This is a genomic window from Myxococcus xanthus (assembly GCF_013116825.1).
Taxonomy (GTDB): Bacteria; Myxococcota; Myxococcia; order Myxococcales; family Myxococcaceae; genus Myxococcus; species Myxococcus xanthus_B.
Genome location: NZ_JABFNS010000009.1, coordinates 1 through 23,973, shown reverse-complemented (window position 1 = coordinate 23,973; position 23,973 = coordinate 1). Strand labels below are relative to the sequence as shown.

Here is a 23,973-nt window from a genome sequence, read left to right as displayed (position 1 = left end):
CTTTCAGTAAGACGCCATGGGGGAGAAGCTGCGGGAGGCGGCGTCCCTCTCGGCGCGCGCCGTGGCCTGGGCAAGCACCTCGCCGTCCACCTGCACGCTGACGAGGACGGGCGCAGCGGGAGGCGCGTCCGGCTGGGAAGAGAGCACCTCTGCCTGGGGTAGCGAGGCCTGGAGGGCGGCCACCGCCGGCATGGACGAGGACTCCAGGGGCCACTCCGCCGGCAAGGTGGCGGCCGTGGAGGCGACGGGCGCCGGGGCCGAGCCGGGGGAGTCCTCGAGGCCGAAGGCGACGGACAAGTCCCGGTGGAGGCCCAGTCGAGCCGTTCGCAGGGCTTGCTGGAGGCCGGTGTCCGTGCCGAAGAGGCTCGCCACGGCGTCCACGACACCGAGGATGGCGCCCACCAACTCCAAGAGGACGCCGGAGATGGCGTCCACCACCCCGAAGACGATGAGCTTCAGGCCCGTCCACGCCTCGGCCCAGTTGCCGGTGAGGGCTCCGCTTAGCGTCAACACCACGCCCCAGAAGACGTCGACGATGCCGGAGAAGGCCGCCAGGGCGGCGTTGAGGATGCCCCCCACCACCGACACCACGAGGGAGACGGCGGACACCAACACGCCCACGACGGTGGTGATGTTGCCGATGGCAAACCCAATGGCTTCCCCCATGAGCGTCCACCCACTGGTGCCCTGCTGCACAGCGGAGGAGGTGCCAAAAAGGCCCGAGAGTGCCCCGCCGAGGACGCGGCCCAGGTGCGCCAGGCTGCCCAGGAGGACGTCGACGCCGGCCTTCATGTAGTGCCATTGGCCCGCCAGGCCTTCCGCCACCTCTGCACCGGCCGTCATGCCCATGACGACGAAGTCGAAGACGCGGGCGAGGGTGCGGCCCACCGTGGCCCCCGCGTCGCCGAAGGCAGCGAACTTCGCAGCGGCCGTGGCCGCGTCGTCCCGCTCGGAGAGGAAGCCCAGCGCCTCGCCCACCCGCCCCAGCGTCGCCTGGAAGGCGTCGAGGGTGGGGCGCGCTGCCTCCAGTCCGGCCGAGAAGCCGTCGGCGATGCCGGAGAAGAAGCTGTGGAGGCGATGGCCCCACAGGTAGAGGTTGATTAGGAAGTCCTTCAGTCCGGCGTTCTCCGCACGGCCCAGCTCCTCCCGCACCGCGCCGGAGAAGCCTCCGTCCTCGAAGAGCTGGACGAGGCCGCGGAAGGCGAGCGTCACCTGCTCTTGCACACGCTGGACGAAGTCGCCCAGGCCCCCGAGGTTGTTGCGGATGGCGTAGGCGAGGCCCGCCACGGCGACGCCGAGGAGGACGACAGCGCCCACGGCCGGAAGCACCGTGGCCAGGAGGCCGCCCAGCGTGAGGCCCAGCACCTTGAGGCCCACCACCAGCAGCGCCAGGCCCACCTTCGCGGAGATGACAGCGCCGACGAGAGTAAGCAGTCCGCCAGCTCCGAGCGCGAAGGCTGCGAAGGCTCGCTTCACCGGACCGGGCAGGGCCTGGAAGACACCCAGCACCTGCTGCACTGCGCTGGCGACGAGGGTGACGAGGGGTTTCAACACCTGGCTAAAGGGCTCCCCGAGGACGATGGCCAGCGTCTCCAGGTTGCCGGCCAGCAGCGTCTTCTGCCCCTCATAGGTGTCCAGCATTTGCTTGCGGAACGCCTCGGCCGTGCCGCCCGCATTCTTGAACGCGCCTCGTAGGTACTCGAGGGCATCGGCGCCGCGGACGACTTCGCCGGTGTCTTTGCGAATGCCGTTGGTGAACTGAGTGAGGATGGCATTCACACCACCGAGCGCCTCGCGGCCGAACGCCTTCAGCAGGAATGCAGAGCGCTGGGCCTCCGTCATGCGACTGAGGGCGGGCGACAGCTTGTCGAGAATGTCGAGGAAGCTGAGGAAGTTGCCGCTGGAGTCGGTGACGGCGACGCCCAGGCCGCGCAGGTGCTGTTGCACCTGTGGGTCCGCCATGCGCTCCATGGCCACGGCCACGGCGGTGGAGGCTCTCTCCACGCCGGGGACGACGTTCTTCACCAACCCCAATGCGATGAGTGTCTCGGGCAGCTCCTGGTTGATGGCCTGCGCACCACGGGCGGCGGTGCCGAGGGCCAGGGGCAGCTCATTGGCGCTGAGGGCGAAGACGTTGACGGCCTGGAGCATCTGGTCGACGGAGAGGGCGGCCTTGTCGGTGGAGATGCCGAAGGCCTTCATCGCCTGCGATGCGAGGCCCGCTGCGCCCTGGGGCGTCAGCTCTCCCAGCGAGCCACCGGCCAGGTCGAGTACGGGCTCCAACAGCTTCATGGCCTCGGCGGCGGTGAAGCCGGCCTGGGTAAGTTCGCGTAGGCCCAGCACGGACTCGGTGGGCGTGAATTGCGTGGCGAGGCTTGCCTTGATGGCAGCGTCACGTAGCTCCCCAAGCACCTCGGCCGAGGCGCCAGAGACGGCGGCCACGCCCGCCACGGCCTGCTCGAACTCACCGGCGGCGTTGGCCAGCGAGAGGGATGCACCCACGGTGACGGCGCCGGCCGTGAAGATGGCCATGGCCACGCCGAGCCGCTGGAAGGCGGTTTCAATACGCGCGGTGCCCAACCCCACTCGCCTGTCCAGGCTCATGAAGTTGCGCTCCACGCCCTGAAAGGTGCCAGAGGCCAAGTCTCTTGCCGTGAAGACGAAGCCCAGGCCGAGGTTGTTGAGCACGCGCTACCTCCGCTTCGCGGACTTCTCCAAGGCCTTCGCCTCGCGACTGCGTTGCTGGCCAATGCGCTCGAGGAGCCAGTCCCTGTCCGAGGTGGGCAGCTCCAGCGCGTCACCAAGGGGAGCTGCGAGGCCGCTGCCGCCGTGCTGGTGCCAGCACAGGTTGAAGAGGCCCTCGCGCCACGTCTCCAGCGTCACGCTGGGGAAGAGGTGGAGCGCTCCCGGCGCCTCGCTGTCCGGGCTTGCCCCGGCAGGAAGAAGCCCCGGTCGAAAGGGAGCTCCACCTCCTGGCGCATGAAGCACTCGGGGCACTCGACTTCGAGCGTCGTGTCCACGCCGCAGTCGACGCGGTCGAACTCATCGACGAGGAAGTCGGCGTCGCGCAGCGTGAGGTCCTCGACGAAGCGGCGCTTGTCGCGCGAGTCCACGCCGTCGACGTCCTGCACCCGGTAGGCGAGAACGGAGGACAGCAGCTTCTCCGGCGCCGCGCGCTGCAACTGCGGCAGCCGCCGCTCGTCCTCACCCGTCAGCAGCTTGAAGCGCACGCGCTTGCCGGCGTCGGGCAGCGTCGTCTCGAAGCGGTTACTGGCCATGAAGGCCACGCGGCTGGCCTCCGAGAGGGCGCGCACCGGCAACTGCGTCAAATCCAGCTCCCAGTCGATGCGGGCCCGGCAGGCGGCATTCTGGCAGGGGACGGCGAAGACGTACTCGGGGCCGTAGGTGAGGACGCGCACCTGGAGGAGCGCGTAGAAGCGGTCCCCCTGCAGCACCTGGCCCCAGTCCACCTTCCCGTCGGTGAAGGTGTAGGGGCCCGCCTCCAGCAGCTCTTCCCAGCACGCGGAGAGCAGCTCATCCACCTGGCCGCCGCTCTTCGCCAACTTCCTGTCCGCGAGAATCCTCTCCTCACGCACCTTCATGCCGCGGATGCGGCCCGTCAGCCCCGAGGGGCATGAGATGATGTCCGCCATGTCGTCCTTCCTCCGAGAAGGACAAAGGCCTCGGGCACCAAATCGGGGACATCGACAGACGCAGCACCCAATCTGCGTGGGGGACTCATGAGCGCGTTGGTCTGGGCAGGACCGTTTCGGATTTCAGAGTTGCTGGCGCGGTGCATGGAAGAGGACCAGCCCTGGCCCCCAGCAGGGAGTGGCGTGTACCTCGTCTCCCGGTATGCGTGGACGGGCTCGCCCGGGTCCGAATGCGAACCGCTCTACGTGGGGAGCAACACTGGCGAGTCCCAGCGATTCTGCACGCGCATCGGCGACCTCATCGCCGATCTGCACGGCTTCTACGACGGTGGGACAGGGCACCACAGCGGTGGGCAGAAGCTTTGGCGGTGGTGCCGTGACAACAAGGTGTACCCCGGGGCGCTCTACCTGAGCTGGGGGACGAGCAAGGACTGGTGTGATCGCTGCGCCGAAGTCACGCTCGCGAATCAACTTGTTCGCTCATGGGCGGAGCGGGCGCCCCTGTTGAATGGGAATCGCCCGCCCGCGTGCAGGGCCCACGGATGCTACGTCGGTGACTGAGGCCTACTTGGCCAGCTCGAAGGAATCATAGGTGAGGGTGACGCTTTCGATGACGTTCTCGTCCGACTCGTTGTCCCACTCGCCCGCGACGAACTTCACCGGCCACGCGCGGGAGAGGCTCCACCGACGCAGCGTGGTGCCGTCCCTGTCTTGCTGGACGATGTCGAGGTTGCGCTTGTAGAGGCTGTCCGGCAGGCCCAGGCCGCTGGTGGTGTGCACGACATCCTGGAACCAGTCGAAGAGCTCATGGTCCTGCGTGGCGCCTCTCTCCAGGGTGACGTCGGAGAAGGTGAGGCGCCCCGGGGACTTGTTGGGGATGAGGCTGCCGCCCTCAAAGTATTGGACGTTGGCGACCTCGACGGACAGCTCGGAGCACTTCTGGAAACCCGAGTGCCCGAGGCCGTCAGCCTCACAGAGGAACTTGAAACGCTTATGGAAGCTGCGCGGCTGTCCGATGATGGCCATGGGGGTGCTCCTCACAGGCCCGCCGAAGCCAGCTCGGCTTCGAGGGCGCGGGTGTCCTGGGCGATGCGCAGGACGATGAACTCGGCGGGCTTGTTGGTGGCGAGCCCGATGCGCGCCACCAGCTTGCCGGCGAAGACGACGGACGGCGGGTTGAGGGCGTCCGAGACGTCGACGAAGAAGGCCTTGGCGGGCTCCTGGCTGCGGAATGCCCCGTTCTTCATCTGCGCGAGGAGGAAGGCGGCAATGGAGCGCCGCACCTGAGCGCGCAGCCCCTCGGTGTTGTTGCGGTGCCGGGCGAACTGCAGGCCCGCCTTGAGACTGCGCTCGATGAACGACACCCCGCGCCGCTCGGCGACGTAGGGGAAGTTCCCGCTGGCCTTCAGCGTGCGGCTGCCGTCGATGAAGCGCGGCAGGCCGGGCCCGGTGGTGAGGGGGTTGATGCGGCGAGGGTAGACGATGTCCCGCTTCTTCTCGTCCAGCGCTTCCTTGGACTCGAAGCCGAGGACGCCGAACATGCGCCCGGATTCGATGCCTGCGGGAGCCTCATACACACCACCGGGGCGCGCGCTGTCGTTGCGCGCGAAGACACCGGCGATGATGCCGGAGGGCGGGACGACGAGCTGCTCCACATTGCCGAAGACGCCGCGGGCAGGGTTGAGCACTTTGACGCGGGGCCAGTAGAGGGCCGCGTGCTCAGAGAGGCCGTCGAGGGCGGCCTCCTGCGAGACGTAGGAGACGATGTCCGTGGCGCTGAAGCCCGCGGGCGAATCGAGGATGGCGAAGACGAGGCCGTCGCGCGCCACCTCGCAGTAGCGCACCATGGCGTTGTGGACGGCGGGCGTGGCGCGCCCGGGCACCAGGAGAAGGGAGAGGTCCTGCACTTCGTCGAGCGCGTAAAAGGCCGCTCCGGCCGGCCTCCGAGCCGATGAAGTCCGTGTCGTCCAGGCCGACGAGGCCGTCCGCGCCGCCCGCGAGGGCCACTGTCTGCTCGTCCGGAATCGCGTCCGGTTGCACCATGAAGGCCCGGACGTAGGTGGAGCCGGTGCGCTCGTCATTGAGGACGCTCTCGACGTAGCGTGCGTCGCCCCGGGCCGAGGAGAGGTTGGGGAAGGACTCGCGGTAAGCGCCGTCCTCGAGGACGAGGACGTCGAAGGTGTCGGGCGCGCCATTCGTCGCGGGGCGCACCTCCACCTCGATGCGGTTGGCGTAAGCGCCCGCGTCCTTGGCCTCCAGGAGAAGGACGTCGATGTCGCCGGAGGCGTCGCCGGTGTGCAGCATCGCGTCCAGTCCGAGCCCGGAGGCCGCGTCTCCCTGCACACGCAAGGAGGCGCCAGGGCCCGTGGACTGGGTGAGCAACTGCAGGGCTCCCAGGGAGGAGGGTGCCACGCGGACGCCCGCCACGGCCGCTTCCACGAGGGCACGCACCTCGGCCAGCTCCACGGCGCGCAGACTCTGGACGTTGCCGCTCCCCACCTGGGGGCCGCCGGGGAAGCCGAAGACGTCGCCAGCCACCTCGTCGCCTACTTCCAGGCGGCTGGCGGCGCCCTGGGTGTCGCTGGCGATTCTCAGCACACCGTCTTCCACGAGGGCGCGGCCCCCAACGAGGCCGGCGTTGAGGACGGCGGCCACCTCCTGGGCGGTGGCCTGGGCGATGTCGCCGAAGGACTCCTCGAGGAAGGGGATGAAGACGTCCCGCCCGGCGTCGACGCGCACGCGGAGCGACTGCCCGGCGGTGAGGGTGTAAGGGCCGGGGCGACCCGCGGAGACGGAAGCCGCGGTGCCGGAGAAGACGATGTCCACCGCCTCGGCGCCGTTAGCGGACACCTCCAGGTGCTGGCCGTCTCCCAGGGTGAAGGGAGGCCGCAGGGTGCCGCGCACGGCAGCGGGCGTGGGCCCGCCACCCGTGGTGAGGGCCGCCGCAGCGCGCGTGGCCGTGTGCGACTCGGAATCGGAGGCGTCCTCGTAGTGGACGGTGCGCACCGCCCAGAGGTGGCTGCCGCCCTGCTCGAAGAAGCCCATGGCGGCGAGGGCCAAATCGGAGTCCGGCGTGAAGCCGCCGAAGGTGGCCTGGTACTCCTCGAAGGAGGTGCACAGCACGGCCTGGCCGATGGGGCCGCGCTCCGCCAGGCCCACAGCGCCGGCCACGGAGGTGGGCACGGAAGGAATGCCACGGACGCGCGGCTCCTCCTCCTCCACGACGATTTTCGACGACAGCAGCTCACGACTCATGAGGCACCTCGCTTCTTGCGGGACGCGCGCGCCGACACCTCCGGCGCGGCAGAGGGGGGCGACGACGGCGGGGCCATAGGGGCTTGCCGCTTCAGGGCGACTTCGCCCCGGCGAATGGCAGCAGCCACTGCGGGCACCGAGAGAGCGGCCTCGGGCACGTCCTCCAGCGTCACACCCGTGGCCAGGGTGAGGGAGGAGGGCAGGCGCCGGCCGCCACGGCCAGGCTGCACGGTGCAGGCGCACTCGCCGCGCGCCACGCAGTACGACTCATGAGACAGGAGGAAGGTGACGAGCCTGCCAAGGGCATTGGTGAGGGCGACGCTCATGAGGTGCCTCCAGAGAGAGAGTCCGTTTCGAGGTGCGTGCCGGCGACGGCCTTGCCGATGTCGAGGGGCAGGCCCTCGTCGACGTCGAAGCCGCGCACCACCAGGCCCCAGGTGAAGGCGCGCACGTCGTCGCGGCTGCCGAGCTGCGTGCGCACCTCGCCGTCCGCGTCCATTTCCCAGCGCACGGTGCCTCGCGAGGCGTCCTCTGCGTCCCTCTGCATGGTCAGCCAGCGGTTGCGGTTGAGGAAGGTGGCCACGGCGGCCATGAGGTTGAAGAGCTCGGCGGTGCGCTCGGAGGCCACCGTGAGGGTGAAGGCCAGGTCCACCGTGTACGCGGGGCGCCTGCGCACCAGCTCCGCGCCGGAGGGGCCCTGCACGACGTCCTCGTGCAAGACGTTGGTGGAGTAGCGACGACTCTCTCGCAGCGTGGGGCCTGACAGCACCACGGAGGGCAGCGAGGCCATGGCGATGACGTTGAGGCCGTCCGCCACCGTGTCGTCGTAGTCGACGGAGACGCTGGCGCTGACGTTGGCCACCACCTGCTGCTTCAGCTCGCGCAGCAACGTGCGCACGAGGCGGGTGAGCGCCGCTTCCTTCGCGACGCGAGGGCGCAGGTAGCGGTACGCCCCCTGGAGGACGGTGGCCTCACCTGGAACAGGATTCCCGCCCGCGGAGAGGTTGAGCAGCTCCACTTCGACGGTGCCTGCCTCATGGGGCGGCGTCCTCACGTCGACATGCGAGGCGCCCGACTGCTGGCGCACGGAGAGCACCTCCGCGCGCAGTCCACCCAGGCGCACGGCTACCCGCGCGGCGAAGCCCGTGCCGGCGAGGCGGAGAATGTCGCCGCCACTGGTGGGGCCCGAGGTGGGCATCACGGAGGTGAGAGAGGGGACGGCCATTACCCGGGCCCTCCGAGGCCCAGCTCCCTCGCGACGCGCGCGAGGAAGCGGCGGCTGGCGCCCTGGCGAAAGCGTGCGAAGGCGGGCCGCAGGAAGGGCCGCGCGGGCGTCTGCGTCACAACCACTCCGCGCCCCCTGCCGCTGTTTCGCGACTGGCCGGCCAGGCCGGCCTGGCGGAGCAGCGCGAAGAGGAAGCGCCGCATCTTCGGCGTCATGGGGATGACGACGGGCGGACCTCCGTACTCCTGGAGTTGCGCCACGTCGACGAGGGAATCGCCGTCAGGCCCCTTCGCCGAGCGGGACACACCGATGAAGGCCTCGTCACCCTCCACGACGACGGAGATGGAGTTGCGCAGCGCCGCGGAGACGAGGAGGGCCTTCGTCCCGTTGAAACCGGCGAGCTGGCGCGCCGCCAGCGTGAGGGGCGAAGGCGGGCGGAGCGGCTCACCACCAGGCGCCTGCTGCGTGAGGCCCTGCACCACCTCCTTGCGCAGGGCGTGCGCCTCCTGGCGCAAGGCCGTCTGCATCGCCCCCTCAAGGCGCGACGAGCCCGCCGCCAGCAGTTGGCGGGCCCGAGCCCAGTCTCCGGTGCGCGAGACGGCCATGGGAGTCTCAGCCCTTCTTCGCCCGCAGGTGGGGGACGTGCGAGTTGAGCCACTCGAGGGCCACGTGCGTGGCCTCGCTCACCACCGCGCCGTGGCGGACGGACACCGAGGTGAGGGCCAGGGTGTGGGCGGCGACTTCCACGTCTTCGGGCCGGCAGCCGTAGTTCTTGAGTCCCTCGGCGATGGGGCGCACAGCGGGCAGGGTGCCGTAGCGCCAGAAGTGCAGCTCCAGGTTGCAGGTGTACGCCTCGGCCTCGTAGCGGGCGCGCGAAGAGGCGCTGGTGAGGTAGGCCAGCTCGTAGCTGGGGCCCTCTTCGTCGTGCTGGACGACGTGCTGGTGCTCGTGGACGCACACCACCACCTGGGCCCACAAGTCCCAGCCCCCCTTCGGCACACCCACCTCGAAGGGCAGGTAGAGGGTGCGGCCCACGGTGGTGGCGTACTTCTCCAGGAAGCGCTGCCTGTCGAGGATGCCCATGCGCTGCAGCGCCTCGGCCGCCAACTGCATCTCGAGGGAGTCGGCCTTGTTGGCAGTCTTGGTGCGCAGGCGCGACTGCATGTGCTGGTAGAAGGCCCACACCTCGGCGGGTTGGATGTCGCGCTGGAAGAGGGCGCCCACGCCAGGCAGGGACTGGAGGTAACCCTTCACAGGACACCGCCTTCCGTGGCGCCAGCGTCATCCGTGCCCGCGTCCACGGTGCCGGCGTTGACGGTGCCCGCGTCCACGGTGGCGGGCAGGCAGGTGTGGCCGGCGACGCCCTCCTCGTTGACGTAGGCGCAGGTGAAGGCGGCGTTGCTGTGCTCGCTGACGGCGTTGCAGTCGGCCAGCGTCTGCCAGTTGCCGTCGCCATTGCAGACTTCGGCGACGTTGCCGGCGCAGCGGGTGGACACCGGCGCGCACCCGTCCGGCGCGCGGCAGCGGGTGAGGAGGGCGGTGGCGAGCAGTGGGGTGAGTAGGAGTGCTTTCATGCGAGTCCTCGGGCTTGGGGTCTGTCGTTGAAGGTGACGAGAAGGAGGTTGCGGCGAGGCCTCCGGCGGTGGAGGCCGAAGCCCGTGGGGCGCGCCTCGGTGACGTACAGGCCGGGAGGCGTCCTCACGGCCTGCACGAGGGCGCCCGCGACGTCGTAGAGGGCGCCCAATCTGTCGCTGGGGCGGATGAGGGCGTCGCCCGTGGCCGCGTCGACGAGGCCGAGGCGCTCCAAGTCGCGGAAGTGAAAGACGAGTTCGAAGCTCGTCCGAGGGCTGTTGCCGGAAGGAGTCATGCGCAATGACTCAAAGGCATCCGGCTCCACCTGGCAGGGGACACGCACGGGCGGAAATTCGCGACGGAAGGCTTCGGCCAGGCCGTCGTCGTCCGCGTCCACCAGCACCGGCTCGCGGAAGTCCGCGTCGTACCCGCTGGCATGGGGGCCCGGACCGGGGCCCGCCATGGCGGTGGTGTCCAGGCGGTGCAGCTCCGCGAGGAAGGGGAAGATGAGCCTGCCCCTCATCAGGCCGCCCCGGGCAAGGAGGGCTTCACGTAGGGGGCGAGGAGGGTGTCCACCTCCGGCTCTCCGGTGAGAGGCCGCACGGAGGGGCGGACACTGTCGAGGCGGTAGCTCTGCTCGCGCGTCCTCTCTTCCACCACGCGCCAGCGCGTGCGCTCCTCCAACGAGTCTTCGTCCGCCAAGGGCGAGAGGCTGCGCAGGACGAGGAGCATGCACGCGCGGCGGATGGCGAGCGGCGTGCGCCCCTCCGGCGTCCCGTCCGCCTCGGTGTAGCCCCAGCGTGCGCCCACCGTGACGTTGCCCTCGCCGCGCGGGAAGACGCGCCCGTGGCGAAAGGTGAGGCGGGGCCCATCAAAGCCCGGGCCCACCGGGGCACCCACCACCACCAGGCGCTCCTTCGAGAAGGACACGTCCGCCCCGTACAGCGCCAGGCGGTAGAGGCGAATGGGCGGCGCCGGCAGCCAGAGGGACGGAGTGCCGCGCCCGTCGAGGTGCAACGTCGCCGCGCGCGGCTCGAAGTGCCACCCCGTCACCTTGTCGATGGTGCGCGTCGCCTCGTCGAGGAGGACGGCCAGGCGGGTGTCGCCCGCCATGGCCGGTGTGACGCCCTCGGCGCGCATGTCGGCCACCGTGGCGTACACGTCAGTCCTTCTCCCGCTTGCCGCGGCGCGTGTCCTTCTCCTCGCTGGCCTTCGGCAAGTCTTCCGTCGTCAGCGTGCCGGCGGGCCGCGCCGCACTCAGCTTCAGCTCGTCGCTGGCGCTGCGCTTCACACGGGCCTCGTCGGCCTCGGTGGCGTCGAGGGACTTCGCCTCGGCCTCCGTGCACACGTCGAAGGCGAGCGGCGAATAGGTGTCGCCGGGCAACTGGTGCACGGTGCGCAGGTAGTCCGCCACCGGCTTCTCCACCCGGTACCAGCCGCGCTCCTCCTGGAATTTGATTCCGGCGTACGTGTAGCGCCGCAGGACGTGGCCGCGGCGCGCGTCGTAGGCCTTCAGTCGGACGAGATAGGAGTTGTCCATGGTGAGCCTCACAACTGCACGTTGATGGCCTTGGCCGTGCCGGACTCTTCGGCGAACTTCGCGTCGAAGCGCAGCGTGGCCACCACCTTCAGCGTGCCCTCGGAGATGTCGCGCGCGGACTCGATGCGAATCTGCCGCCAGATGCCGACGTGGATGTTCTTGGGGTTGGTCAGCAGGATGGCCGTGCGGTCATTCGTCGCACCGAGGTTCTCCGGCCAGAGGGGGATGGGCCGCACCGGGACGCCCGAGTAGAGGACCGGCGCATCGCCTTCGAGGAACTTGTCGCCGACCGCCGTGGCCCGCTCCGCGAGCGTGCTGCGGTAGTCCAGGTCCGCGTCGACGCTGGTAAGAGGAACCCCATGCTGCCCTTGTCGCGCAGGTGCTCCGAGGGCAGCGACTTGAGCAGGTCGCCGAGGACGTCCTTGCTGATGGGCGCGCCGGCCGCGTCGACGACGTTGCTGGTGGCCTGCTTCAGCACGCCATCCATCGTGGCGAGGAAGGGGTCCGCCGAGGCCGTGTCCCCGTTGACGAGGATTTCCTCCATGTCGCGGCTGATGGCGTCCGCGAGCATCTCCATGAGCGTCTGGCGCAGTTCGCCGCGCTCGATGCTGTCTTCGAGCACCTCGTCGGAGAGGCGCACCTCGCCCTTGAAGAGCTTGGCGTCCAGTTCCACCTGGGAGAGGTCGGGCTTCACGCGCTGGGCGGCGGGGACGGCGGTGGCCTCCTGGCCCGGGCGCAAGATTCGGCTGCCGAACTTCAGCTTGGAGAACTGCTGCTTGGGGGCCGCCATGGGGACGACGGTGCACTGCTGCAGCAGGACGGATTGCTTGATGAGCAGGCGCAAGAACTTCTGCGCCTGCGCGGGCTGGAGGACGCCGCCGCCGGCCGTGAGGTCGGCGAGGGCCAGGTCCGCCTTGGCCAAGAGGGTGCTGTTGTCGAGACGACTCATGGGGATTCCTTGGGCGTTGAGGCTTCCTGGTGGCGGGTGGGGGACGTCAGACGTCGTGGAAGGAGAGGGCCTTGTCGACGCTCTCCCGGTTGAGGGGCTTGTTCATGTCGAGGGGCCAGCCGACGTCCTCGACGGTGGGCTTGGGCGGGCGCTCCGCGGGGGCGCTGCTGTTGGGAAGGCCGAACTGCTTCTCCACGCGGCCCAGGCGCTGTTGCTGCTCCTTCACGGAGCCCTCCAGCGCGCGGACGGCGTCGGTGAGCTTCGTCAGGCCTTCGATGACACCGGAGGTGTCGGGGCTCGTCGCGGGCGCGGGCGGAGCCGACTGAGGAGGCAGAGCGGGGTTGGCGGCCTTCGCGCGCGCCTCGACATCCTCCTCGTCCTCGGAGTCGTCCTCGCTCTCCTCCAGCGCGTCGGCCAGCGCGCGCAGGTGCTGGGCCACCTCCACCACGCGCACGCCGTCGATGCCGTCCGTGGAAGCCAATGCCTCGACGAGGCTCGTCACTGTCTCGAGGGCCTGTTGGGCAGCGGCGAGGACTGCGTCCTCGGCCTTGTTGGTGTCCGAGGCGGTGCTGCGCGCGCCCTCGGCTTGCGTGGTGTCCTGGGAAGCGTTGTCCATGGTGTCTCCGTCTCGCTTCACGAGGAGGAAGCGGTGCTTGTTGGCGGCCCTGTCCACGAGGGACACCTCCTCCACCACCATGTCGACGAGGCGGTGGACGGACGCGGGGCCTTGGGCGGTGGTCGTCATGCGGCCTCCGGCTGGGACTCAGCGGGAGGGGTGTCGGAAGGAGGCGTCTCGGCGGCCGAAGCCTCGGGGAGGCGGCGTGCGGTGCCGCCAATGGAGAAGCCCGTCAGCTGGCCATCCTTCACCCGGCCCCAGAGCTCGTCGGAGAGGACGCGCACGGCGAGAAGCCAGGTGCCCTTGCGCACCTGCACCTCGCCCAGGTTGAAGTCGACGGGGGCCAGGTAGCTCTCCAGCACCTTCACCTGCCCGTTGACGCGCAGTTGGTGCATGAGGCCGAGTCCGCCGAACTCCTCCATGAAGCGGTGCGCCGCCTGGCGAATCTCCGCGGCGGAGTAAATGTCGCCTTGGGCGTCCACCGTCTCCGGCTCCAGGACGACACCCAGGACATACCGCTCGTCGTCGGGCGCGACGCCCTTGAGGAGGGACGCCGTGGTGACAAAGGGGGCGGTGCCGGGCGGCTCCTCCGGCTTCCAGTCGTCCACGGCGAAGTGGCCGTCACCTTCCAGCGCCTTCGCGGCGGGCTGGTAGTTGCTGACGAGGAGCTGCGTCAGCACGGAGGAGCCACCCACGCCGCGCATGGCTGCAATCGTGCGAGGCGTGCGGATCCGCTTCACGAGGAAGCCGGAGTCCTTCAGCATCCCGGGCAACTTGCCCCGGATGCCATACGTCATGAGCCAGCGACCCTTCAGCGACTTGAGGACGCCATAGAAGCGCTCCTCATCGAAGTCACCCTCGCCGACGTCGACGTTGTAGCCAGGGTACGGGGGGTCCAGGAAGAAGACGGTGTCCTTCCCGTCGTACTTGCGGACCACCTTCTCGTAGTCGCCGCCGTACACCTTCACGCGCTTGAGGCGCGGGGCGAACTGCTCGATGCGGGCGAGCGTCTTCGCCTCGACGCCTGCGCCGTTGGGACTGAAGCTGCGCCCGCGCAGCTTTCCGTAGCTGAAGTGCGTCAGGTAGAGGAAGCGGTGCAGGCGCGCCACGTCGCCCTGGGGTTTGGCGTCGAAGAGGCTCTTGAACGTCTTCTCGTCGCCCACCCACGGCAGCTTCTTCAGCTTGGCCAGGCTCGCGGGCGTCAGCTTCTGGATGAGCCGGTACGCGTCGGCGATTTCGGTGTCCGCGTCGTTGATGGCCTCGACGTCCGAGGGGGTCTTCTCGAAGAGGACGGCGGCGCTGCCGGCGAAAGGCTCCACGTACGTCTTGTGCGCGGGCAGCATGGCCACCAGGCGCTTCGCCAGGCGCTTCTTGCCTGCGGGACTTCCCCAGATAGTTTTTTCCACCGGCTCGCCCTGGAGGGACTCCAGGACGTGTCGGGCCCGGGTGAGGGCCTTCGTGAGGGCGTTACCCATCGCGGAGGCCCTCCGGGTCGAAGCCCCACGCCAGCTCCTTGGACGTGGGGAGATTGAGGTCGCGAGGCCAGACGACGGGCGTCGCCTCGGCCTTGGCCGTGGAGGTCGATTCCTGCGTCGTGGCGTTGCCCTCCGGCGTCGGAGGTGAAGTGGGGGTCGGTGTCGAGGTGGCCTGCATCGCGGTTCGTCTCCGAAAGAGACAAAGGCCTGCGACGCGAAATCGGGGACATCACTTAAGTGACGGCGAGCGTCGTGGTGCGGCAGAGGCCGTGGTACGGCGGGAAGCCCACGCCCGCGTCCGCGAGCTGCCTGTCCGAAGCGAGCGCGCGGAACTCGCCGACGTCGTCGCGTGTGCCGGCGGCCGAGCGGAGCACCTCGGCCAGGCGCGTCTCCTGGCCCCCTCGGTTGACGTAGAGGAGCGCGCGCCCCGTGTCCGCGTCGAGGCGCTCCCTCACCCAGGGCAGCTCCTGCTTCACATCCTCCGGGCGCTCAAGGGACTCCAGGCGCTCGAAGCGCTGGAGGGCATCGGCCACTGAGAATGTCTTTCCGTGGAGGAAGCGGCACACCTGGGTGGTGGCTTCGTCCAGCACCGCTTCGATGCGGTAGCGGCGGATGCCGGCCTCGGCGTAGCTGCTCACCTGGGCGAAGGAGCGCCCCTGGCCGACGAAGTGGCTTGCCACCACCTCCCAGTAGAAGGGGGCACGCTCGATGAATGCGCCGCGCGCGGCCCTCTCCAAGGACTCGGCGATGTCGACTCGCCCGAGGCCGGCCTCCAGCCCTTCGGCCACGAGGCGCCGGGCCTCCTCGCCGAAGGCGTCCAGCCGGCGCCCATACTCGTCCCGCACGAAGTTGCCCTGGGTCCGGACGATGTGTTGGGCCACGCGCCTGTCGACGGCGTTGAAGCGGGCGGCGAGGGCGAGGCCCTGCTCTCGCCGGGCGTGGCTGCGGGTGGACGCCACCACTTCCTCGGCTGCGTCGCCGAGGGGCGCCTGGATGCGGGAAGGGATGACGGCCGTCCGCCGGCCAGCAGCCTCCAGGGCCTGGGCGACGAGGCGCCTGCGCTGGGCCGCCGTCGTCGTCCCCCAGTCGACGTCGAGGACGGCCACCGCCTCTCGCATGGCGTCCACGTCCGCGCGCCCGACGGCGCGTCGAAGGCGCGCGGCAAGCAGGGCCACGGCGCGGTCCATACCGGCGGCGGTGCCGACGTCGAGGGCCTTGGCCACCGGCAGCCGGAGGACGTCCCCCAGCAGGGCGTCCGCCACCTCCCGCGCTTCGTGTAGGAGGAGGAGGCTGTCAGCGGGGGCCGTGCACATGGGGGGGCTCCTGCGTCATCAGCTCCACGGGATTGCGGCGCCTGGCGCGCACCTCGACGCCGGCCGCAGTGGGGGAGAAGACGATGTCGTGGCTTGCCGCGCACCTGTCACACAGGGCGAAGACGAGGAGGCCGTTGCGCCAGAGCGTCGTCGTCTCCTCCAGGGGACCGCGCCTTCGGCACATGCGGCACTCCAGGACTCCGCGCTCGGCGTCGGCCTGGGCTTGGAGCACCCACGCGCGCTGAAGCTGCTCAGGCGTCATGTGGGTTGCCCCGAGAACCAGGTGTCGAACTCCTCGCGGGGGACGGGGACGTGCTCGGTGTCCATGTACCTGCGGGCCAGCGCCAGGCGTCCTTGGGCCAGGCGCTCCTCCTCGGCCCGAAGCTCTTCTCGCAGCCCCAAGAGGCGTTTCGCCTCGCCCAGCAGCGAGCCTTTGTCCTTCTGGGGCTTCAAGTCTTCGACACCCGTCTGGATGCCCGCCAGCGTGAGGGTGATGGGGCGCTTCACCCAGTCGTCCCCAATCTTGCGGAACTCGCGGTGGAAGATGTCGCCGGCCAGGTGGCGGCCCTCCTCGGGAGTCAGCACACCCACGCGCACCAGGCGCTCCACCATCTCCGTCATGCGCTCCGGGTCTCTGGTGGCCGTCGTCTGGCTGCGGAAGCGCCAGAAGCGCACGCCCATGTCCGCGAGCACCTTCCGATTCAACAAGAAGTCGAACTCGTCGCGCTCGGGTTGGAAGACTTGGTCCTCCGCGAAGCGGAGCTGCGCCTCGGCCACGGAGCGGTTGAAGTCCCGGCCGTCTCCGCGCAGCAGCGGCGGCAGGCGGAAAGCGCTGCCCACCTTGTCGATGTTGCGCTGGTCGTACTGTTGGAAGAGCGCGTCCTGCTGCTGGGCGTCCGTCAGGGGGCGCAGCTCAATCTTCGCGCGTCCTCCGTCGCCGGTGCCGCCGCCGTCCGCCTCGAGGATGAGAATCTTGTGGAAGTTGGCCTTGCCCTTGAGGTTCTCCTCGATGAAGCGCTCGATGCGCGGCACCGAGGCGTCGGAGAGCCGCCCTCCGGAGACGAGGAGTGCGAGCGGCGGAACGCTCTTGTTGTTGAAGTAGAGGTAGTTGACCTCCTCCATCTGCCGGGAGCCGAGGACGGACAGCAGGGTGCCCACCCAGCGCGGAATGCCGTAGGGGGAGCGCGGCGAGTGGATGGCGAAGTGGATGAGCTCCGTGGCGGGACCGTCGGAGGCGTCCGCGGCCCTGAGGGCGGTGACATCCGCGAAGGCGCGGCCGGTGAGGCGGGAGATGACGCGCGAGTCCCCGAAGGACTTGAAGTACACCCGCTCGCTGCCCTGCACCTGGATGTAGCGGCGCAGGCGCCGACGGGTGCTCACCGTGTCGAAGCTGACGGCGGAGGTGCGGACGCGCTCGCGCACCTCGACGGCCTCCTTGTCGAGAGGGAGGAGCCGCACCGTGTACGAGGGCACGTAGACGAAGCGGGCGATGTCGCCCTTCCCGTCGCGCAGTACCTCCCAGTAGGCGTTGCCCGTCACCTCGAGGTCATGGCGGGTGCGGCGACGCAACTCGACGAAGCTGCCGTCAAAGCAACAGAAGTCGAAGAAGGACTCCAGGCGGGCCTTCTCCACTCGGGCCTGCTGACGCACTGCCTCGGCATGGGCGGTGACTTCCTCGTCCGTGGGGAGCGGGGGCGTCCCCGAGGGCAGCGTGCCCGCGTCACGCGCAGCCAGGCGCTCCAGGGCCATGGCGTCGGCCACCTTCTCCCGGGCGCCGTCGGCGTCGAAGTCGATGGCAGGTTCGAAGCGGTACCCGAAGCCGTCGATGTTCGTCGCGTAGGCGTCGACGTTCTGCCTCAACGAGTTGGAGTGCTCGACGAGAAGGCAGAGGGCCTCCGGCTCATACGGGGGCTGGAGGGCGCCGGCCTCACTGAAGGCCAAGGCGTCCTCGCCCCCGGGGCGGCTGGCGGGCTCGTCCACGCGCGCGCCCACCACCACCGCCTTCAGGATGGACTGGAGGCGCTCCTCGGCCTGGTGGACTTCCACAGGCACCGTCACGGACGGTCCTCCACGTAAGCCAGGAGGCCCGTGGGGGTGTGAGAGACGGCGCGCACACGCTGGCCGCGTGCTGCCAGCTCGGCGTGGACTGCCTCCAGCAGGCCGTCGTGGGTGGAGGCCTCGACGGTGAACTCCGGCCCGGGGTGTGGCGCACCCGAGGGAGAGGCGAGGACGAAGACTCTGACGACGCTCTGCACACGGGCCTCCCGGGCCAAGTGGAGGCAAGGCGCGCGGTGGGAGGGGCGCCCTCGATGTGCGAGGGCGTTGGGGGCCGCGCGCCTCACCTCCAACGAGGACAAAGGCCTCGGGCCCAATTTCGGGGACATCGGGAGCGCGCTTTTTCGCTCAAGGTCCGCGCATCAATGAGTTGCCTTCGTCGGAGGACAGAGCGCTATTTGCGACACCTGCGGCTGACGCGGGAGCCCGCGCGCGAGCCGAAGCGCATGCGTGAAGGTGCCTCCCGCTGCCGAGAGTCACAGAGACGATGGGGAGGGCTGCTGATGAATTCAAACCCTGAGTGTTTGATGCGAGACGAGGACGCGCGCGGCATCGCGCCCGCCGGTGACGTTGCCGCCACGACGGCCGACGTGCCGACGTGCCCATGTCCGTGCTCCGAGCGAGAGGACGAGGCACACCATCCGAGCGACTACCTCGTGACGGCCGAGGAGTACCCCGAGCACCCTGCTGCACAGGCCGGCTACGTAGGGTGGGTGTTCTGCATCCACTGCGGCGCGTGGCGCGCGGACGATGACGACGCGCCTGACGCGGACTGGGTTCCCTGACGCGCGCTGCGCCCGCGCGAAGAGTGGGCCGCACGAACCCCGCTCCTCATGGCAGGACCGGCTCTGTCTCTTCGTCCATGGCGAACACGTTGGAGCCCCTCTTCAACGTGGAGGAGACACCATGGACACCTACCGTGTCGCGAAACTGCCCGCGCGCCTGCGCGGCTTCGCGCTGCCGGACACGAGCACGCAGCCCGAAGGCTATGTTGAAGCGGGCGACTACCTCGTGCTCGAGGAGAAGGCTCGCCACCCCACGCCCGACACCGACTACGTCCGGTTGCTGGTGCCGCAGTTGCGCGGGCTCGACACCTGGGTGTGCACGCGCTGGCGCACCCAGCGCTACGCGACGCTCGTCTCCCAGGAGCGCTCGCCCGCCATGGCCCGGCTGTTGTTCGACAGCGAGCCGCTCGCCGTCTTGGAGGAGCGGCTCACCACGCTCCTGGGGGCCTTCCTCGACTACAGGTATGACGGGAGCCGGGCGTACTACCCGTGGGCGCTGCCGGGCGTTCGTGTCCAGCTCGCGCCGCCCCGGCTGAACAACTGCTGCACCTTCGTCGAGGCCCTGCTGGTGAAGGCCTTCTCCGAGGCGCACGGCGCGGCTTTCTCGTGGGACCTGCGCCGCCACCGGCAGATGATGATCTCCTCCACGACCGACTACTTCTCCCCGGTGACGGCAGTCGTCGAGTCCGGAATGGCCCTGCTGGCGCCGTCGGCGGACGTGCCTCCCCACCCCTGGACACTCATCCAGGGGTGGCGCAGCCAGTGGGGCTCGGGGCACACCTTCCTCGTCGCGGACTTCCACCCGGAGACGGACAAGGTGCTGGTGCTGGAGTCCAACGCCGCCTTCGGGCTCGACGGCGTTGGCTACCGTGGCCTCGGCAACCTGCGGGACGTCGGCCTCCAGCCGCCTGCGCAGTGGTGGACGCGGAGCGAGGTGTGGACGTGGCGCCGCATCTGCTCGACGTACCCCTTCCGGCGCCAAGCGTGGCTGAAGGTCAACGCGCGAACGGCAGCGAGGCGCTGAGCCCCCGCTGTAGGTAGGCGGGGGCAAGATTCTGTTCTGTGCCCCTGCAATGGGAAAACTGGTAGCAGGGGCATCACGGGAAAGAGCTAGTACGCGAGATGCGCAGCGTCCGGTACGAGGTGACGACCGTTATGGGCACCTGCTCGCGCCTGCGAATCGCTGCGCGCGGCACTGCTCGGCTTCTAACTATCCACCGGAGGACGGGAGGTGCTCGATGGAGAGGGCTCGTGCATCAACCAGGAGCAGGAGCCCCACCGTCACGACTTCGGCACTCTCACGTTTGTTACCATGGATAGAAGGTGCCCCATCCGAATTGAGTGTCGTAGGCTACGTTGCCGCCCGTGCGGAAAAAGAAGATGTAGGTGAAGTGGCCGCCGCCCCGATCCTCGATATCGATTCTGGTTAGGCCGCCAAACCCGTAGAGCCTACCGGTAAGCACTATCACCGGTTCGTCGCCGTCCGGGTGCTCGTAGATCGGCAGTTCGCTGACAACCACGTCGGAGAGCGTACTCGTTGCGTGCAGCAACCCCTCGACGACGAGCGCGCCTTCCTCGTCTGTCAAGACGTGGGGCGTGAGTTTCGGCTCTCGCATCTCGGCATGTGCTTGGCGGACTTCCGACGCACTGGCGGTGCCGACCACGTCGAGGAGCACCTCGCCACCCTCCATTGGAATTGACCACACGCAGCTTGGGAAGCCGGATGGCGGCGAGCCTTGCTCCGCACACACGTCCACCACTTCGGATTCGACGGCGAGACTCGCGCTCGTGGACATGGCTAGAACAGCCAGTGTGACAATCGATAAATTCGTTCGCATATTCACCAGTCCTCTTGAAGGGTAGCGCGGTAGTTGCCAAATGTAGATGGATTGTACTTGGAGTGAATTGTTTGTAGTGGATATCCTGGCTGTGCGGCAAGCGAATCTGTCCTATCCAATTACCCTCACCCCAATCTCCCCGCTACCTCGCCGCTCCGGCCCCCGTTCGCGCTGGCAGGCCAAGGCCACGGCCCAGAACTTGTCCGCGTGCCCGCGGTTGGTGCGCTCGGCGTCGAAGGACACCTTCCCCGAGGGCAGCACGCGGCGCTTGATGGAGTGAATCTGCCCGACAAGCTCACGCTCGCGCGGCAGGGTGACGTCGCGGCGTTGGAGCAGAATTTTGAAGTCGGTGGCCCAGCGCTCCTTGGCCTCGTTCGTGAAGTTCTCGGCCACGACCTGTGGGAAGTCCCGCGCCAGGTTCTCGGCGAGATTCATGCCGATGCCGCTCCTGTCGATGCTGAGGCGCGCCACGGGCAGGACGGAGAGGAGACGGCGGAGGTGCGCCTCCTGCTCGGCAAAAGGGATGCCCGCGAAGCTCCGCAGCATGCGGCAGGTGTATCGGCCCGCCACCTCCTCGAAGACGGCCAGCTCCGAGCGATCTCTCGTGCGGCCCACATCGAAGCCCGCCACTAGGCGCCCCTGGGGCACGGGCACGTCGGAGGCGTCCTGGGCCAGCGTCAGCTCGTCCGTGGTGCATGGGAGAATGAGCTCGTACGGGAGAAAGGAGTACGATTCGTCCACGTAAAAGGCATTCAAATTCCTGCTGGAAGTCCTCCTGCGGCAGGGAGTCGAACTGCTCGGTGAGGACGGGGCGCCCGAAGCGCGCGACGCGCTCCTCGGTGGGCATGAGGGGTGCCTCCACTGCGGCGCGCCGCACGTCGAGGGAGAAGAAGCGGCACAGCCACCAGGGCACCTGCTGGCGCGTGTGGTGCGGGTACTTGCGCAGCTCCTGCGAGGCGATTTCCCAGAAGATGCCGCGCCGGCCCAGCGGGGTGCTGCAGCCCGTGAGCTGCCCGTGCGAGCGGAGGATGAGGGCGGTGCTGCCCGTGTAGACCTCCCTATCGTTCACGTAATGCGCCAGCTCGTCGAGGTACGCGTCGCCGCGCTTGCCGCGAGGTGGCTTGGAGGGCACGGAGATGATGCGCGAGAGGCGGCGGCCCTTGGCGTTGGACTCGAAGGCCAACTCCGTCTTCGCGTCGGTGACGAGCTTCTTTTTGAATGCGAGCGGCAGCTCCTCGTACACCTGCCGGGCGATGAGCACCTTCTCCACGGCATCCGACAAGTTGTACGAGACGAACACGGCCGTGTGGCCGTCGCGTAGGTGGCAGCGCGCGAGGGCCTCGAGGGCGAAGAGGAAGGAGAAGCCCACCTGGCGGCTCTTCGCCACCCAGCGGAAGCGGGAGCGGTTGTCCAGCAGCGCCTGCTGGTAGGGCTCCAGCACCACCGGCTCACTGTCGTAGTGGCAGAGGCCGGAGATGAAGCCCGACTCGGTGGCGAGCCACTGGGTGAGGTCGTCCTCGGTGCGCTTGACGATGCTGAGCGTCACGGTGTCCTCCTTCAACCGAGGCCGACGGAAATGGCCGAGGAACGAGCGGCATCCTCCAGGACGCCGAGCACATCGGGCCGCCAGAGAAGCTCGCAGATGGAATGTTCATCGGGGCTGAGGGGAACAGCCTCGGCGTACTCCCAGCCCGCGTCCGTCAGCTCCCACTCGCCACTCGCGGCTTGCCGTTGGAGGCCGCATGCTTCCAGGCGAAGGTTCATCTTCGGGGCGGACAGCCCCACCCTCTGGCCGAGCTGCATGGCAGTGAGCCGCGCGGGTGGCACGGCGGTCGACAGCCCCTTGCGGTGAGGCTCCATCGACAACCCGGTGTCCGTTTGGATGGCGTCGAGCGCGTGGGCCGCTGCCAGCTCCGGCTTGTGGCCCGGAACGAAGGAGGCGAGCGTCCTGGCCACTTCCAGGTGGGCCAGCACCTGGTCCTGAAGCGGTGATGCGGGGGCCAAGCGCGGCTGTGGTGACGGAGCATCTGGCGCCGTGTAGCTGCCCGTCTCGCGGAGGGTGGGGAGCACCTCGTGCGCGAGCCAGCGCTTGAAGCGCTCCGATTCCGCCACCCGACTGGTGAAGACGAGCCGGTACACGCCGGCCTCGTTGACGGTGGCGACCTTCTCAGGGGCGCCAGGGGTGTCGGTGGTGCCGACGCCCTGCTCATCGTCTCCCAGGCAGTCGAGGGCGTCCCGGCTGTCGGTGAGGCCGAGGGCCGCGCAGATGTCGGCGGCGACGAACCATGGCTCGCGCCGCTCGTCCAGGGAGACACGGATGCGGTGTGCCTCGAAGTTGAAATGGGCCAGCGGATGCACAGCGACTCCTCTCGGGGGAAGGCCGAGGCCGCGCGGGGCCCGGCTCAAGAATGCGCAGCGTGGTTAATGACTTGTCTTGTTGGGGCGACAGAGCGCGTATGGCCGCGTCCTCTTCACGAAGGAGTCGCCATGTCTGCCTATGCCGCTGTCGTCCGAGCACCCCGCACTCTCACGGAGAAGGAGGTGGCGCGGCTGCTGCGCGCCACGGGGGAGCACAAGGAGGGATTCAGGGACCACTGCCTCTACAGCCTCGCGCTGGCCTCGGGCCTGCGTGAGCATGAGCTGGTGGCCCTCAACGTCGGAGACATCTTCGACGAGCGCGGGCGCGCACGCCGGCACGTGCTGCTGCACGTCTTCAAGGGCTGCCGCCGGCACCCGCGCCCCCAGGAGGTTGTCCTCTCGGACACGGTGCGCGCGAAGCTGGAGAAGCTGCTGCGGCTGAAGCGCGCGCAGGGGCACGACGTGGGGCCCCAGGCGCCGCTCTTCTTGAGCCGCAAGGGCCTGCGCCTGTCCACGCGGCAGGTGCGCCACGGCTTCGGAGTCTGGCAGCAACGCGCGGGGTTGGAGCGGCACCTGAACTTCCACGCCGTGCGCCACACCGCGTGCACCGGGGTGTACCGAAGGACGAAGGACATCCGCCTCACTCAGAAGTTCGCGAGGCAGCGAAGCGTCGACTCCACCGTCATCTACACGCACCCCTCGGACGACGAGCTGGTGCGCGTGACGAACGACTTGCCCTGCTGATGGGGCACGCCGCCTCCGCGCTGAGCGCCCGCGAGAGCCCCTGGTTGGGCGGTGGTGCCGCGCGGAGGCGGTGAGGGGCGGCCATGCGCAACGCTCGCGCGGGCCGTCCCAGGCGCCGCAGCCGCAGCCGCAGCCGCAGCCGCAGCCGGCGAAAGTGAACAGCGCGAGGCGTTCACTTACCGGGCGCAAATGAACAGGGGAGGGGTGTTCACTTTTTCGGAGCTGACCCTCTCGAAAAGGGCCCCAGGTACACGCCCCGGCGGCGCACCCCGCACGAAAGATCGCACCACCCCCCACCCTGGCGTCAGGGGTAGGCGGGGTGGGCGTGCTGGCGTCATCGGTAGGCATGGTTGCGCCCGGCCGGGGCAGGCGGTGAAGGTGACTGGGGAGGAGCTGGGCCGCATGACGGGCGGCAGGTGGCGCCAACCAGCGGAAAGCGGCCATTGGCCTCGGCGCTTCGGCCCGCCAGGAGGCCTCGTAAGCGCGCGAAACAGCGTGGGGGCGGTGACGCCGAATGGCCGCCTTTGCGTATTTTCGGCCATTCGGCTCGCCCCTGGTAACGGCACGCGCGCCCAGGTGCGCGCGGGGCGGAGGG

31 protein-coding genes are annotated in these 23,973 nt (G+C 69.2%); 5 read left to right on the top strand and 26 right to left on the bottom strand.

Annotation, left to right across the window (positions count from 1 at the left end; genetic code table 11):
• Nucleotides 1–3 precede the first annotated feature (3 nt).
• The 3 genes from HNV26_RS04315 to HNV26_RS04305 are packed head-to-tail and all read right to left on the bottom strand — an operon-like array spanning nucleotide 4 to nucleotide 3,653.
• The gene (locus tag HNV26_RS04315) at nucleotides 4–2,688 is read right to left on the bottom strand and encodes a phage tail tape measure protein (protein ID WP_171443225.1); all 2,685 of its coding nucleotides are present in this window, start codon (nucleotides 2,686–2,688) and stop codon (nucleotides 4–6) included.
• A gap of 3 nt (nucleotides 2,689–2,691) precedes the next feature.
• Nucleotides 2,692–2,883, bottom strand: coding sequence for a hypothetical protein (locus HNV26_RS04310; protein WP_141593130.1), 192 nt, complete (start codon nucleotides 2,881–2,883; stop codon nucleotides 2,692–2,694).
• Nucleotides 2,880–3,653, bottom strand: coding sequence for a hypothetical protein (locus tag HNV26_RS04305; protein ID WP_171443224.1), 774 nt, complete (start codon nucleotides 3,651–3,653; stop codon nucleotides 2,880–2,882). The genes HNV26_RS04310 and HNV26_RS04305 overlap by 4 nt, the downstream gene beginning before the upstream one ends.
• A gap of 87 nt (nucleotides 3,654–3,740) precedes the next feature.
• On the opposite strand from HNV26_RS04305, the gene HNV26_RS04300 reads away from it, so the two are divergent.
• Nucleotides 3,741–4,214, top strand: coding sequence for a hypothetical protein (locus HNV26_RS04300; RefSeq protein WP_171443223.1), 474 nt, complete (start codon nucleotides 3,741–3,743; stop codon nucleotides 4,212–4,214).
• A 3-nt stretch (nucleotides 4,215–4,217) separates the two neighbouring features.
• Here the strand turns inward: HNV26_RS04300 and HNV26_RS04295 are convergent, their stop codons facing one another.
• The 20 genes from HNV26_RS04295 to HNV26_RS38160 all read right to left on the bottom strand — a co-directional run bounded on the left by HNV26_RS04295 (nucleotide 4,218) and on the right by HNV26_RS38160 (nucleotide 17,853).
• Nucleotides 4,218–4,679, bottom strand: a complete 462-nt coding sequence (locus HNV26_RS04295; protein WP_171443222.1) for a phage tail protein — start codon at nucleotides 4,677–4,679, stop codon at nucleotides 4,218–4,220.
• 11 nt (nucleotides 4,680–4,690) lie between these two features.
• Nucleotides 4,691–5,308 (bottom strand): phage tail sheath family protein, encoded by a 618-nt coding sequence (locus HNV26_RS39185; RefSeq protein ID WP_366816752.1) that lies wholly within the window; start codon nucleotides 5,306–5,308, stop codon nucleotides 4,691–4,693.
• Nucleotides 5,309–5,372: 64 nt separating this feature from the next.
• Nucleotides 5,373–6,908, bottom strand: a complete 1,536-nt coding sequence (locus HNV26_RS39180) for a phage tail sheath protein (RefSeq protein WP_366816748.1) — start codon at nucleotides 6,906–6,908, stop codon at nucleotides 5,373–5,375.
• Complete coding sequence (locus HNV26_RS04285) at nucleotides 6,905–7,234, bottom strand: hypothetical protein (RefSeq protein ID WP_171443220.1); 330 nt, start codon at nucleotides 7,232–7,234, stop codon at nucleotides 6,905–6,907. The genes HNV26_RS39180 and HNV26_RS04285 overlap by 4 nt, the downstream gene beginning before the upstream one ends.
• On the bottom strand, nucleotides 7,231–8,133 hold the full coding sequence (locus HNV26_RS04280; protein WP_171443219.1) for an IPT/TIG domain-containing protein: 903 nt from the start codon (nucleotides 8,131–8,133) through the stop codon (nucleotides 7,231–7,233). The genes HNV26_RS04285 and HNV26_RS04280 overlap by 4 nt, the downstream gene beginning before the upstream one ends.
• Nucleotides 8,133–8,738 carry a hypothetical protein gene (locus HNV26_RS04275; protein ID WP_171443218.1) on the bottom strand — a complete coding sequence of 202 codons (606 nt, stop codon included), beginning with the start codon at nucleotides 8,736–8,738 and terminating at the stop codon, nucleotides 8,133–8,135. The genes HNV26_RS04280 and HNV26_RS04275 overlap by 1 nt, the downstream gene beginning before the upstream one ends.
• A 7-nt stretch (nucleotides 8,739–8,745) precedes the next feature.
• Entirely contained in the window at nucleotides 8,746–9,387 is a 642-nt protein-coding gene (locus HNV26_RS04270) for a hypothetical protein (RefSeq protein WP_171443217.1), read from the bottom strand.
• Nucleotides 9,384–9,707: a hypothetical protein gene (locus HNV26_RS04265; RefSeq protein ID WP_216611788.1), complete on the bottom strand. Its 324-nt coding sequence runs from the start codon at nucleotides 9,705–9,707 to the stop codon at nucleotides 9,384–9,386. Before HNV26_RS04265 ends, HNV26_RS04270 begins: the two co-directional genes overlap by 4 nt.
• Nucleotides 9,704–10,228, bottom strand: a complete 525-nt coding sequence (locus HNV26_RS04260) for a hypothetical protein (RefSeq protein ID WP_171443216.1) — start codon at nucleotides 10,226–10,228, stop codon at nucleotides 9,704–9,706. The genes HNV26_RS04265 and HNV26_RS04260 overlap by 4 nt, the downstream gene beginning before the upstream one ends.
• Nucleotides 10,228–10,866, bottom strand: a complete 639-nt coding sequence (locus HNV26_RS04255; protein ID WP_171443215.1) for a hypothetical protein — start codon at nucleotides 10,864–10,866, stop codon at nucleotides 10,228–10,230. Before HNV26_RS04255 ends, HNV26_RS04260 begins: the two co-directional genes overlap by 1 nt.
• Nucleotide 10,867: 1 nt before the next feature.
• Entirely contained in the window at nucleotides 10,868–11,245 is a 378-nt protein-coding gene (locus HNV26_RS04250) for a hypothetical protein (RefSeq protein ID WP_171443214.1), read from the bottom strand.
• An 8-nt stretch (nucleotides 11,246–11,253) separates the two neighbouring features.
• Complete coding sequence (locus HNV26_RS04245; RefSeq protein WP_046711606.1) at nucleotides 11,254–11,481, bottom strand: hypothetical protein; 228 nt, start codon at nucleotides 11,479–11,481, stop codon at nucleotides 11,254–11,256.
• Nucleotides 11,415–12,194, bottom strand: coding sequence for a phage major capsid protein (locus HNV26_RS04240; RefSeq protein WP_171443213.1), 780 nt, complete (start codon nucleotides 12,192–12,194; stop codon nucleotides 11,415–11,417). The genes HNV26_RS04245 and HNV26_RS04240 overlap by 67 nt, the downstream gene beginning before the upstream one ends.
• A 46-nt stretch (nucleotides 12,195–12,240) precedes the next feature.
• A complete protein-coding gene (locus tag HNV26_RS04235; RefSeq protein ID WP_171443212.1) occupies nucleotides 12,241–12,939 on the bottom strand; it encodes a hypothetical protein in 699 nt (232 codons plus the stop codon).
• On the bottom strand, nucleotides 12,936–14,285 hold the full coding sequence (locus HNV26_RS04230; protein ID WP_171443211.1) for an XkdF-like putative serine protease domain-containing protein: 1,350 nt from the start codon (nucleotides 14,283–14,285) through the stop codon (nucleotides 12,936–12,938). Before HNV26_RS04230 ends, HNV26_RS04235 begins: the two co-directional genes overlap by 4 nt.
• Nucleotides 14,278–14,463 carry a hypothetical protein gene (locus HNV26_RS04225; protein WP_171443210.1) on the bottom strand — a complete coding sequence of 62 codons (186 nt, stop codon included), beginning with the start codon at nucleotides 14,461–14,463 and terminating at the stop codon, nucleotides 14,278–14,280. The genes HNV26_RS04230 and HNV26_RS04225 overlap by 8 nt, the downstream gene beginning before the upstream one ends.
• 55 nt (nucleotides 14,464–14,518) lie before the next feature.
• On the bottom strand, nucleotides 14,519–15,598 hold the full coding sequence (locus HNV26_RS04220) for a structural protein (RefSeq protein ID WP_171443209.1): 1,080 nt from the start codon (nucleotides 15,596–15,598) through the stop codon (nucleotides 14,519–14,521).
• On the bottom strand, nucleotides 15,579–15,860 hold the full coding sequence (locus tag HNV26_RS04215) for a hypothetical protein (protein WP_171443208.1): 282 nt from the start codon (nucleotides 15,858–15,860) through the stop codon (nucleotides 15,579–15,581). Before HNV26_RS04215 ends, HNV26_RS04220 begins: the two co-directional genes overlap by 20 nt.
• Entirely contained in the window at nucleotides 15,857–17,656 is a 1,800-nt protein-coding gene (locus HNV26_RS04210) for a phage portal protein (RefSeq protein WP_366816747.1), read from the bottom strand. The genes HNV26_RS04215 and HNV26_RS04210 overlap by 4 nt, the downstream gene beginning before the upstream one ends.
• Complete coding sequence (locus HNV26_RS38160) at nucleotides 17,653–17,853, bottom strand: hypothetical protein (RefSeq protein ID WP_246137794.1); 201 nt, start codon at nucleotides 17,851–17,853, stop codon at nucleotides 17,653–17,655. The genes HNV26_RS04210 and HNV26_RS38160 overlap by 4 nt, the downstream gene beginning before the upstream one ends.
• 303 nt (nucleotides 17,854–18,156) lie before the next feature.
• Here HNV26_RS38160 and HNV26_RS04205 point away from each other — a divergent pair, with 303 nt between their 5' ends.
• A complete protein-coding gene (locus HNV26_RS04205; RefSeq protein ID WP_253816207.1) occupies nucleotides 18,157–18,438 on the top strand; it encodes a hypothetical protein in 282 nt (93 codons plus the stop codon).
• A 121-nt stretch (nucleotides 18,439–18,559) separates the two neighbouring features.
• Entirely contained in the window at nucleotides 18,560–19,462 is a 903-nt protein-coding gene (locus tag HNV26_RS04200) for a hypothetical protein (RefSeq protein ID WP_171443206.1), read from the top strand.
• Between the two features lie 283 nt (nucleotides 19,463–19,745).
• On the opposite strand, the gene HNV26_RS04195 is transcribed toward HNV26_RS04200, so the two are convergent.
• Nucleotides 19,746–20,282 carry a hypothetical protein gene (locus tag HNV26_RS04195; protein WP_171443205.1) on the bottom strand — a complete coding sequence of 179 codons (537 nt, stop codon included), beginning with the start codon at nucleotides 20,280–20,282 and terminating at the stop codon, nucleotides 19,746–19,748.
• A gap of 105 nt (nucleotides 20,283–20,387) precedes the next feature.
• Nucleotides 20,388–21,017 (bottom strand): phage terminase large subunit family protein, encoded by a 630-nt coding sequence (locus HNV26_RS04190; RefSeq protein ID WP_366816746.1) that lies wholly within the window; start codon nucleotides 21,015–21,017, stop codon nucleotides 20,388–20,390.
• 395 nt (nucleotides 21,018–21,412) lie between these two features.
• On the opposite strand from HNV26_RS04190, the gene HNV26_RS04185 reads away from it, so the two are divergent.
• Nucleotides 21,413–21,706: a hypothetical protein gene (locus tag HNV26_RS04185; protein WP_171443201.1), complete on the top strand. Its 294-nt coding sequence runs from the start codon at nucleotides 21,413–21,415 to the stop codon at nucleotides 21,704–21,706.
• Nucleotides 21,707–21,833: 127 nt separating this feature from the next.
• Here the strand turns inward: HNV26_RS04185 and HNV26_RS04180 are convergent, their stop codons facing one another.
• Nucleotides 21,834–22,634 carry a BRO-N domain-containing protein gene (locus HNV26_RS04180; RefSeq protein WP_171443204.1) on the bottom strand — a complete coding sequence of 267 codons (801 nt, stop codon included), beginning with the start codon at nucleotides 22,632–22,634 and terminating at the stop codon, nucleotides 21,834–21,836.
• Between the two features lie 129 nt (nucleotides 22,635–22,763).
• On the opposite strand from HNV26_RS04180, the gene HNV26_RS04175 reads away from it, so the two are divergent.
• Nucleotides 22,764–23,378 (top strand): tyrosine-type recombinase/integrase, encoded by a 615-nt coding sequence (locus HNV26_RS04175; protein WP_171443203.1) that lies wholly within the window; start codon nucleotides 22,764–22,766, stop codon nucleotides 23,376–23,378.
• The last annotated feature ends 595 nt before the right edge of the window (nucleotides 23,379–23,973 follow it).

Excerpts from the sequence above, each read along its gene's own strand:
- HNV26_RS04185 (WP_171443201.1), top strand. The coding sequence starts at position 21,413 with ATGATGCGCGAGAGGCGGCGGCCCTTGGCGTTGGACTCGAAGGCCAAC.
- HNV26_RS04285 (WP_171443220.1), bottom strand. The coding sequence starts at position 7,234 with ATGAGCGTCGCCCTCACCAATGCCCTTGGCAGGCTCGTCACCTTCCTC.
- HNV26_RS04275 (WP_171443218.1), bottom strand. The coding sequence starts at position 8,738 with ATGGCCGTCTCGCGCACCGGAGACTGGGCTCGGGCCCGCCAACTGCTG.
- HNV26_RS39180 (WP_366816748.1), bottom strand. The coding sequence starts at position 6,908 with ATGAGTCGTGAGCTGCTGTCGTCGAAAATCGTCGTGGAGGAGGAGGAG.
- HNV26_RS04175 (WP_171443203.1), top strand. The coding sequence starts at position 22,764 with ATGTCTGCCTATGCCGCTGTCGTCCGAGCACCCCGCACTCTCACGGAG.
- HNV26_RS04300 (WP_171443223.1), top strand. The coding sequence starts at position 3,741 with ATGAGCGCGTTGGTCTGGGCAGGACCGTTTCGGATTTCAGAGTTGCTG.
- HNV26_RS04280 (WP_171443219.1), bottom strand. The coding sequence starts at position 8,133 with ATGGCCGTCCCCTCTCTCACCTCCGTGATGCCCACCTCGGGCCCCACC.
- HNV26_RS04260 (WP_171443216.1), bottom strand. The coding sequence starts at position 10,228 with ATGAGGGGCAGGCTCATCTTCCCCTTCCTCGCGGAGCTGCACCGCCTG.
- HNV26_RS04230 (WP_171443211.1), bottom strand. The coding sequence starts at position 14,285 with ATGGGTAACGCCCTCACGAAGGCCCTCACCCGGGCCCGACACGTCCTG.
- HNV26_RS04265 (WP_216611788.1), bottom strand. The coding sequence starts at position 9,707 with ATGAAAGCACTCCTACTCACCCCACTGCTCGCCACCGCCCTCCTCACC.
- HNV26_RS04240 (WP_171443213.1), bottom strand. The coding sequence starts at position 12,194 with ATGAGTCGTCTCGACAACAGCACCCTCTTGGCCAAGGCGGACCTGGCC.
- HNV26_RS04205 (WP_253816207.1), top strand. The coding sequence starts at position 18,157 with ATGAATTCAAACCCTGAGTGTTTGATGCGAGACGAGGACGCGCGCGGC.
- HNV26_RS04305 (WP_171443224.1), bottom strand. The coding sequence starts at position 3,653 with ATGGCGGACATCATCTCATGCCCCTCGGGGCTGACGGGCCGCATCCGC.
- HNV26_RS04215 (WP_171443208.1), bottom strand. The coding sequence starts at position 15,860 with ATGACGCCTGAGCAGCTTCAGCGCGCGTGGGTGCTCCAAGCCCAGGCC.
- HNV26_RS04295 (WP_171443222.1), bottom strand. The coding sequence starts at position 4,679 with ATGGCCATCATCGGACAGCCGCGCAGCTTCCATAAGCGTTTCAAGTTC.
- HNV26_RS04225 (WP_171443210.1), bottom strand. The coding sequence starts at position 14,463 with ATGCAGGCCACCTCGACACCGACCCCCACTTCACCTCCGACGCCGGAG.
- HNV26_RS04235 (WP_171443212.1), bottom strand. The coding sequence starts at position 12,939 with ATGACGACCACCGCCCAAGGCCCCGCGTCCGTCCACCGCCTCGTCGAC.
- HNV26_RS04220 (WP_171443209.1), bottom strand. The coding sequence starts at position 15,598 with ATGTGCACGGCCCCCGCTGACAGCCTCCTCCTCCTACACGAAGCGCGG.
- HNV26_RS04200 (WP_171443206.1), top strand. The coding sequence starts at position 18,560 with ATGGACACCTACCGTGTCGCGAAACTGCCCGCGCGCCTGCGCGGCTTC.
- HNV26_RS04250 (WP_171443214.1), bottom strand. The coding sequence starts at position 11,245 with ATGGACAACTCCTATCTCGTCCGACTGAAGGCCTACGACGCGCGCCGC.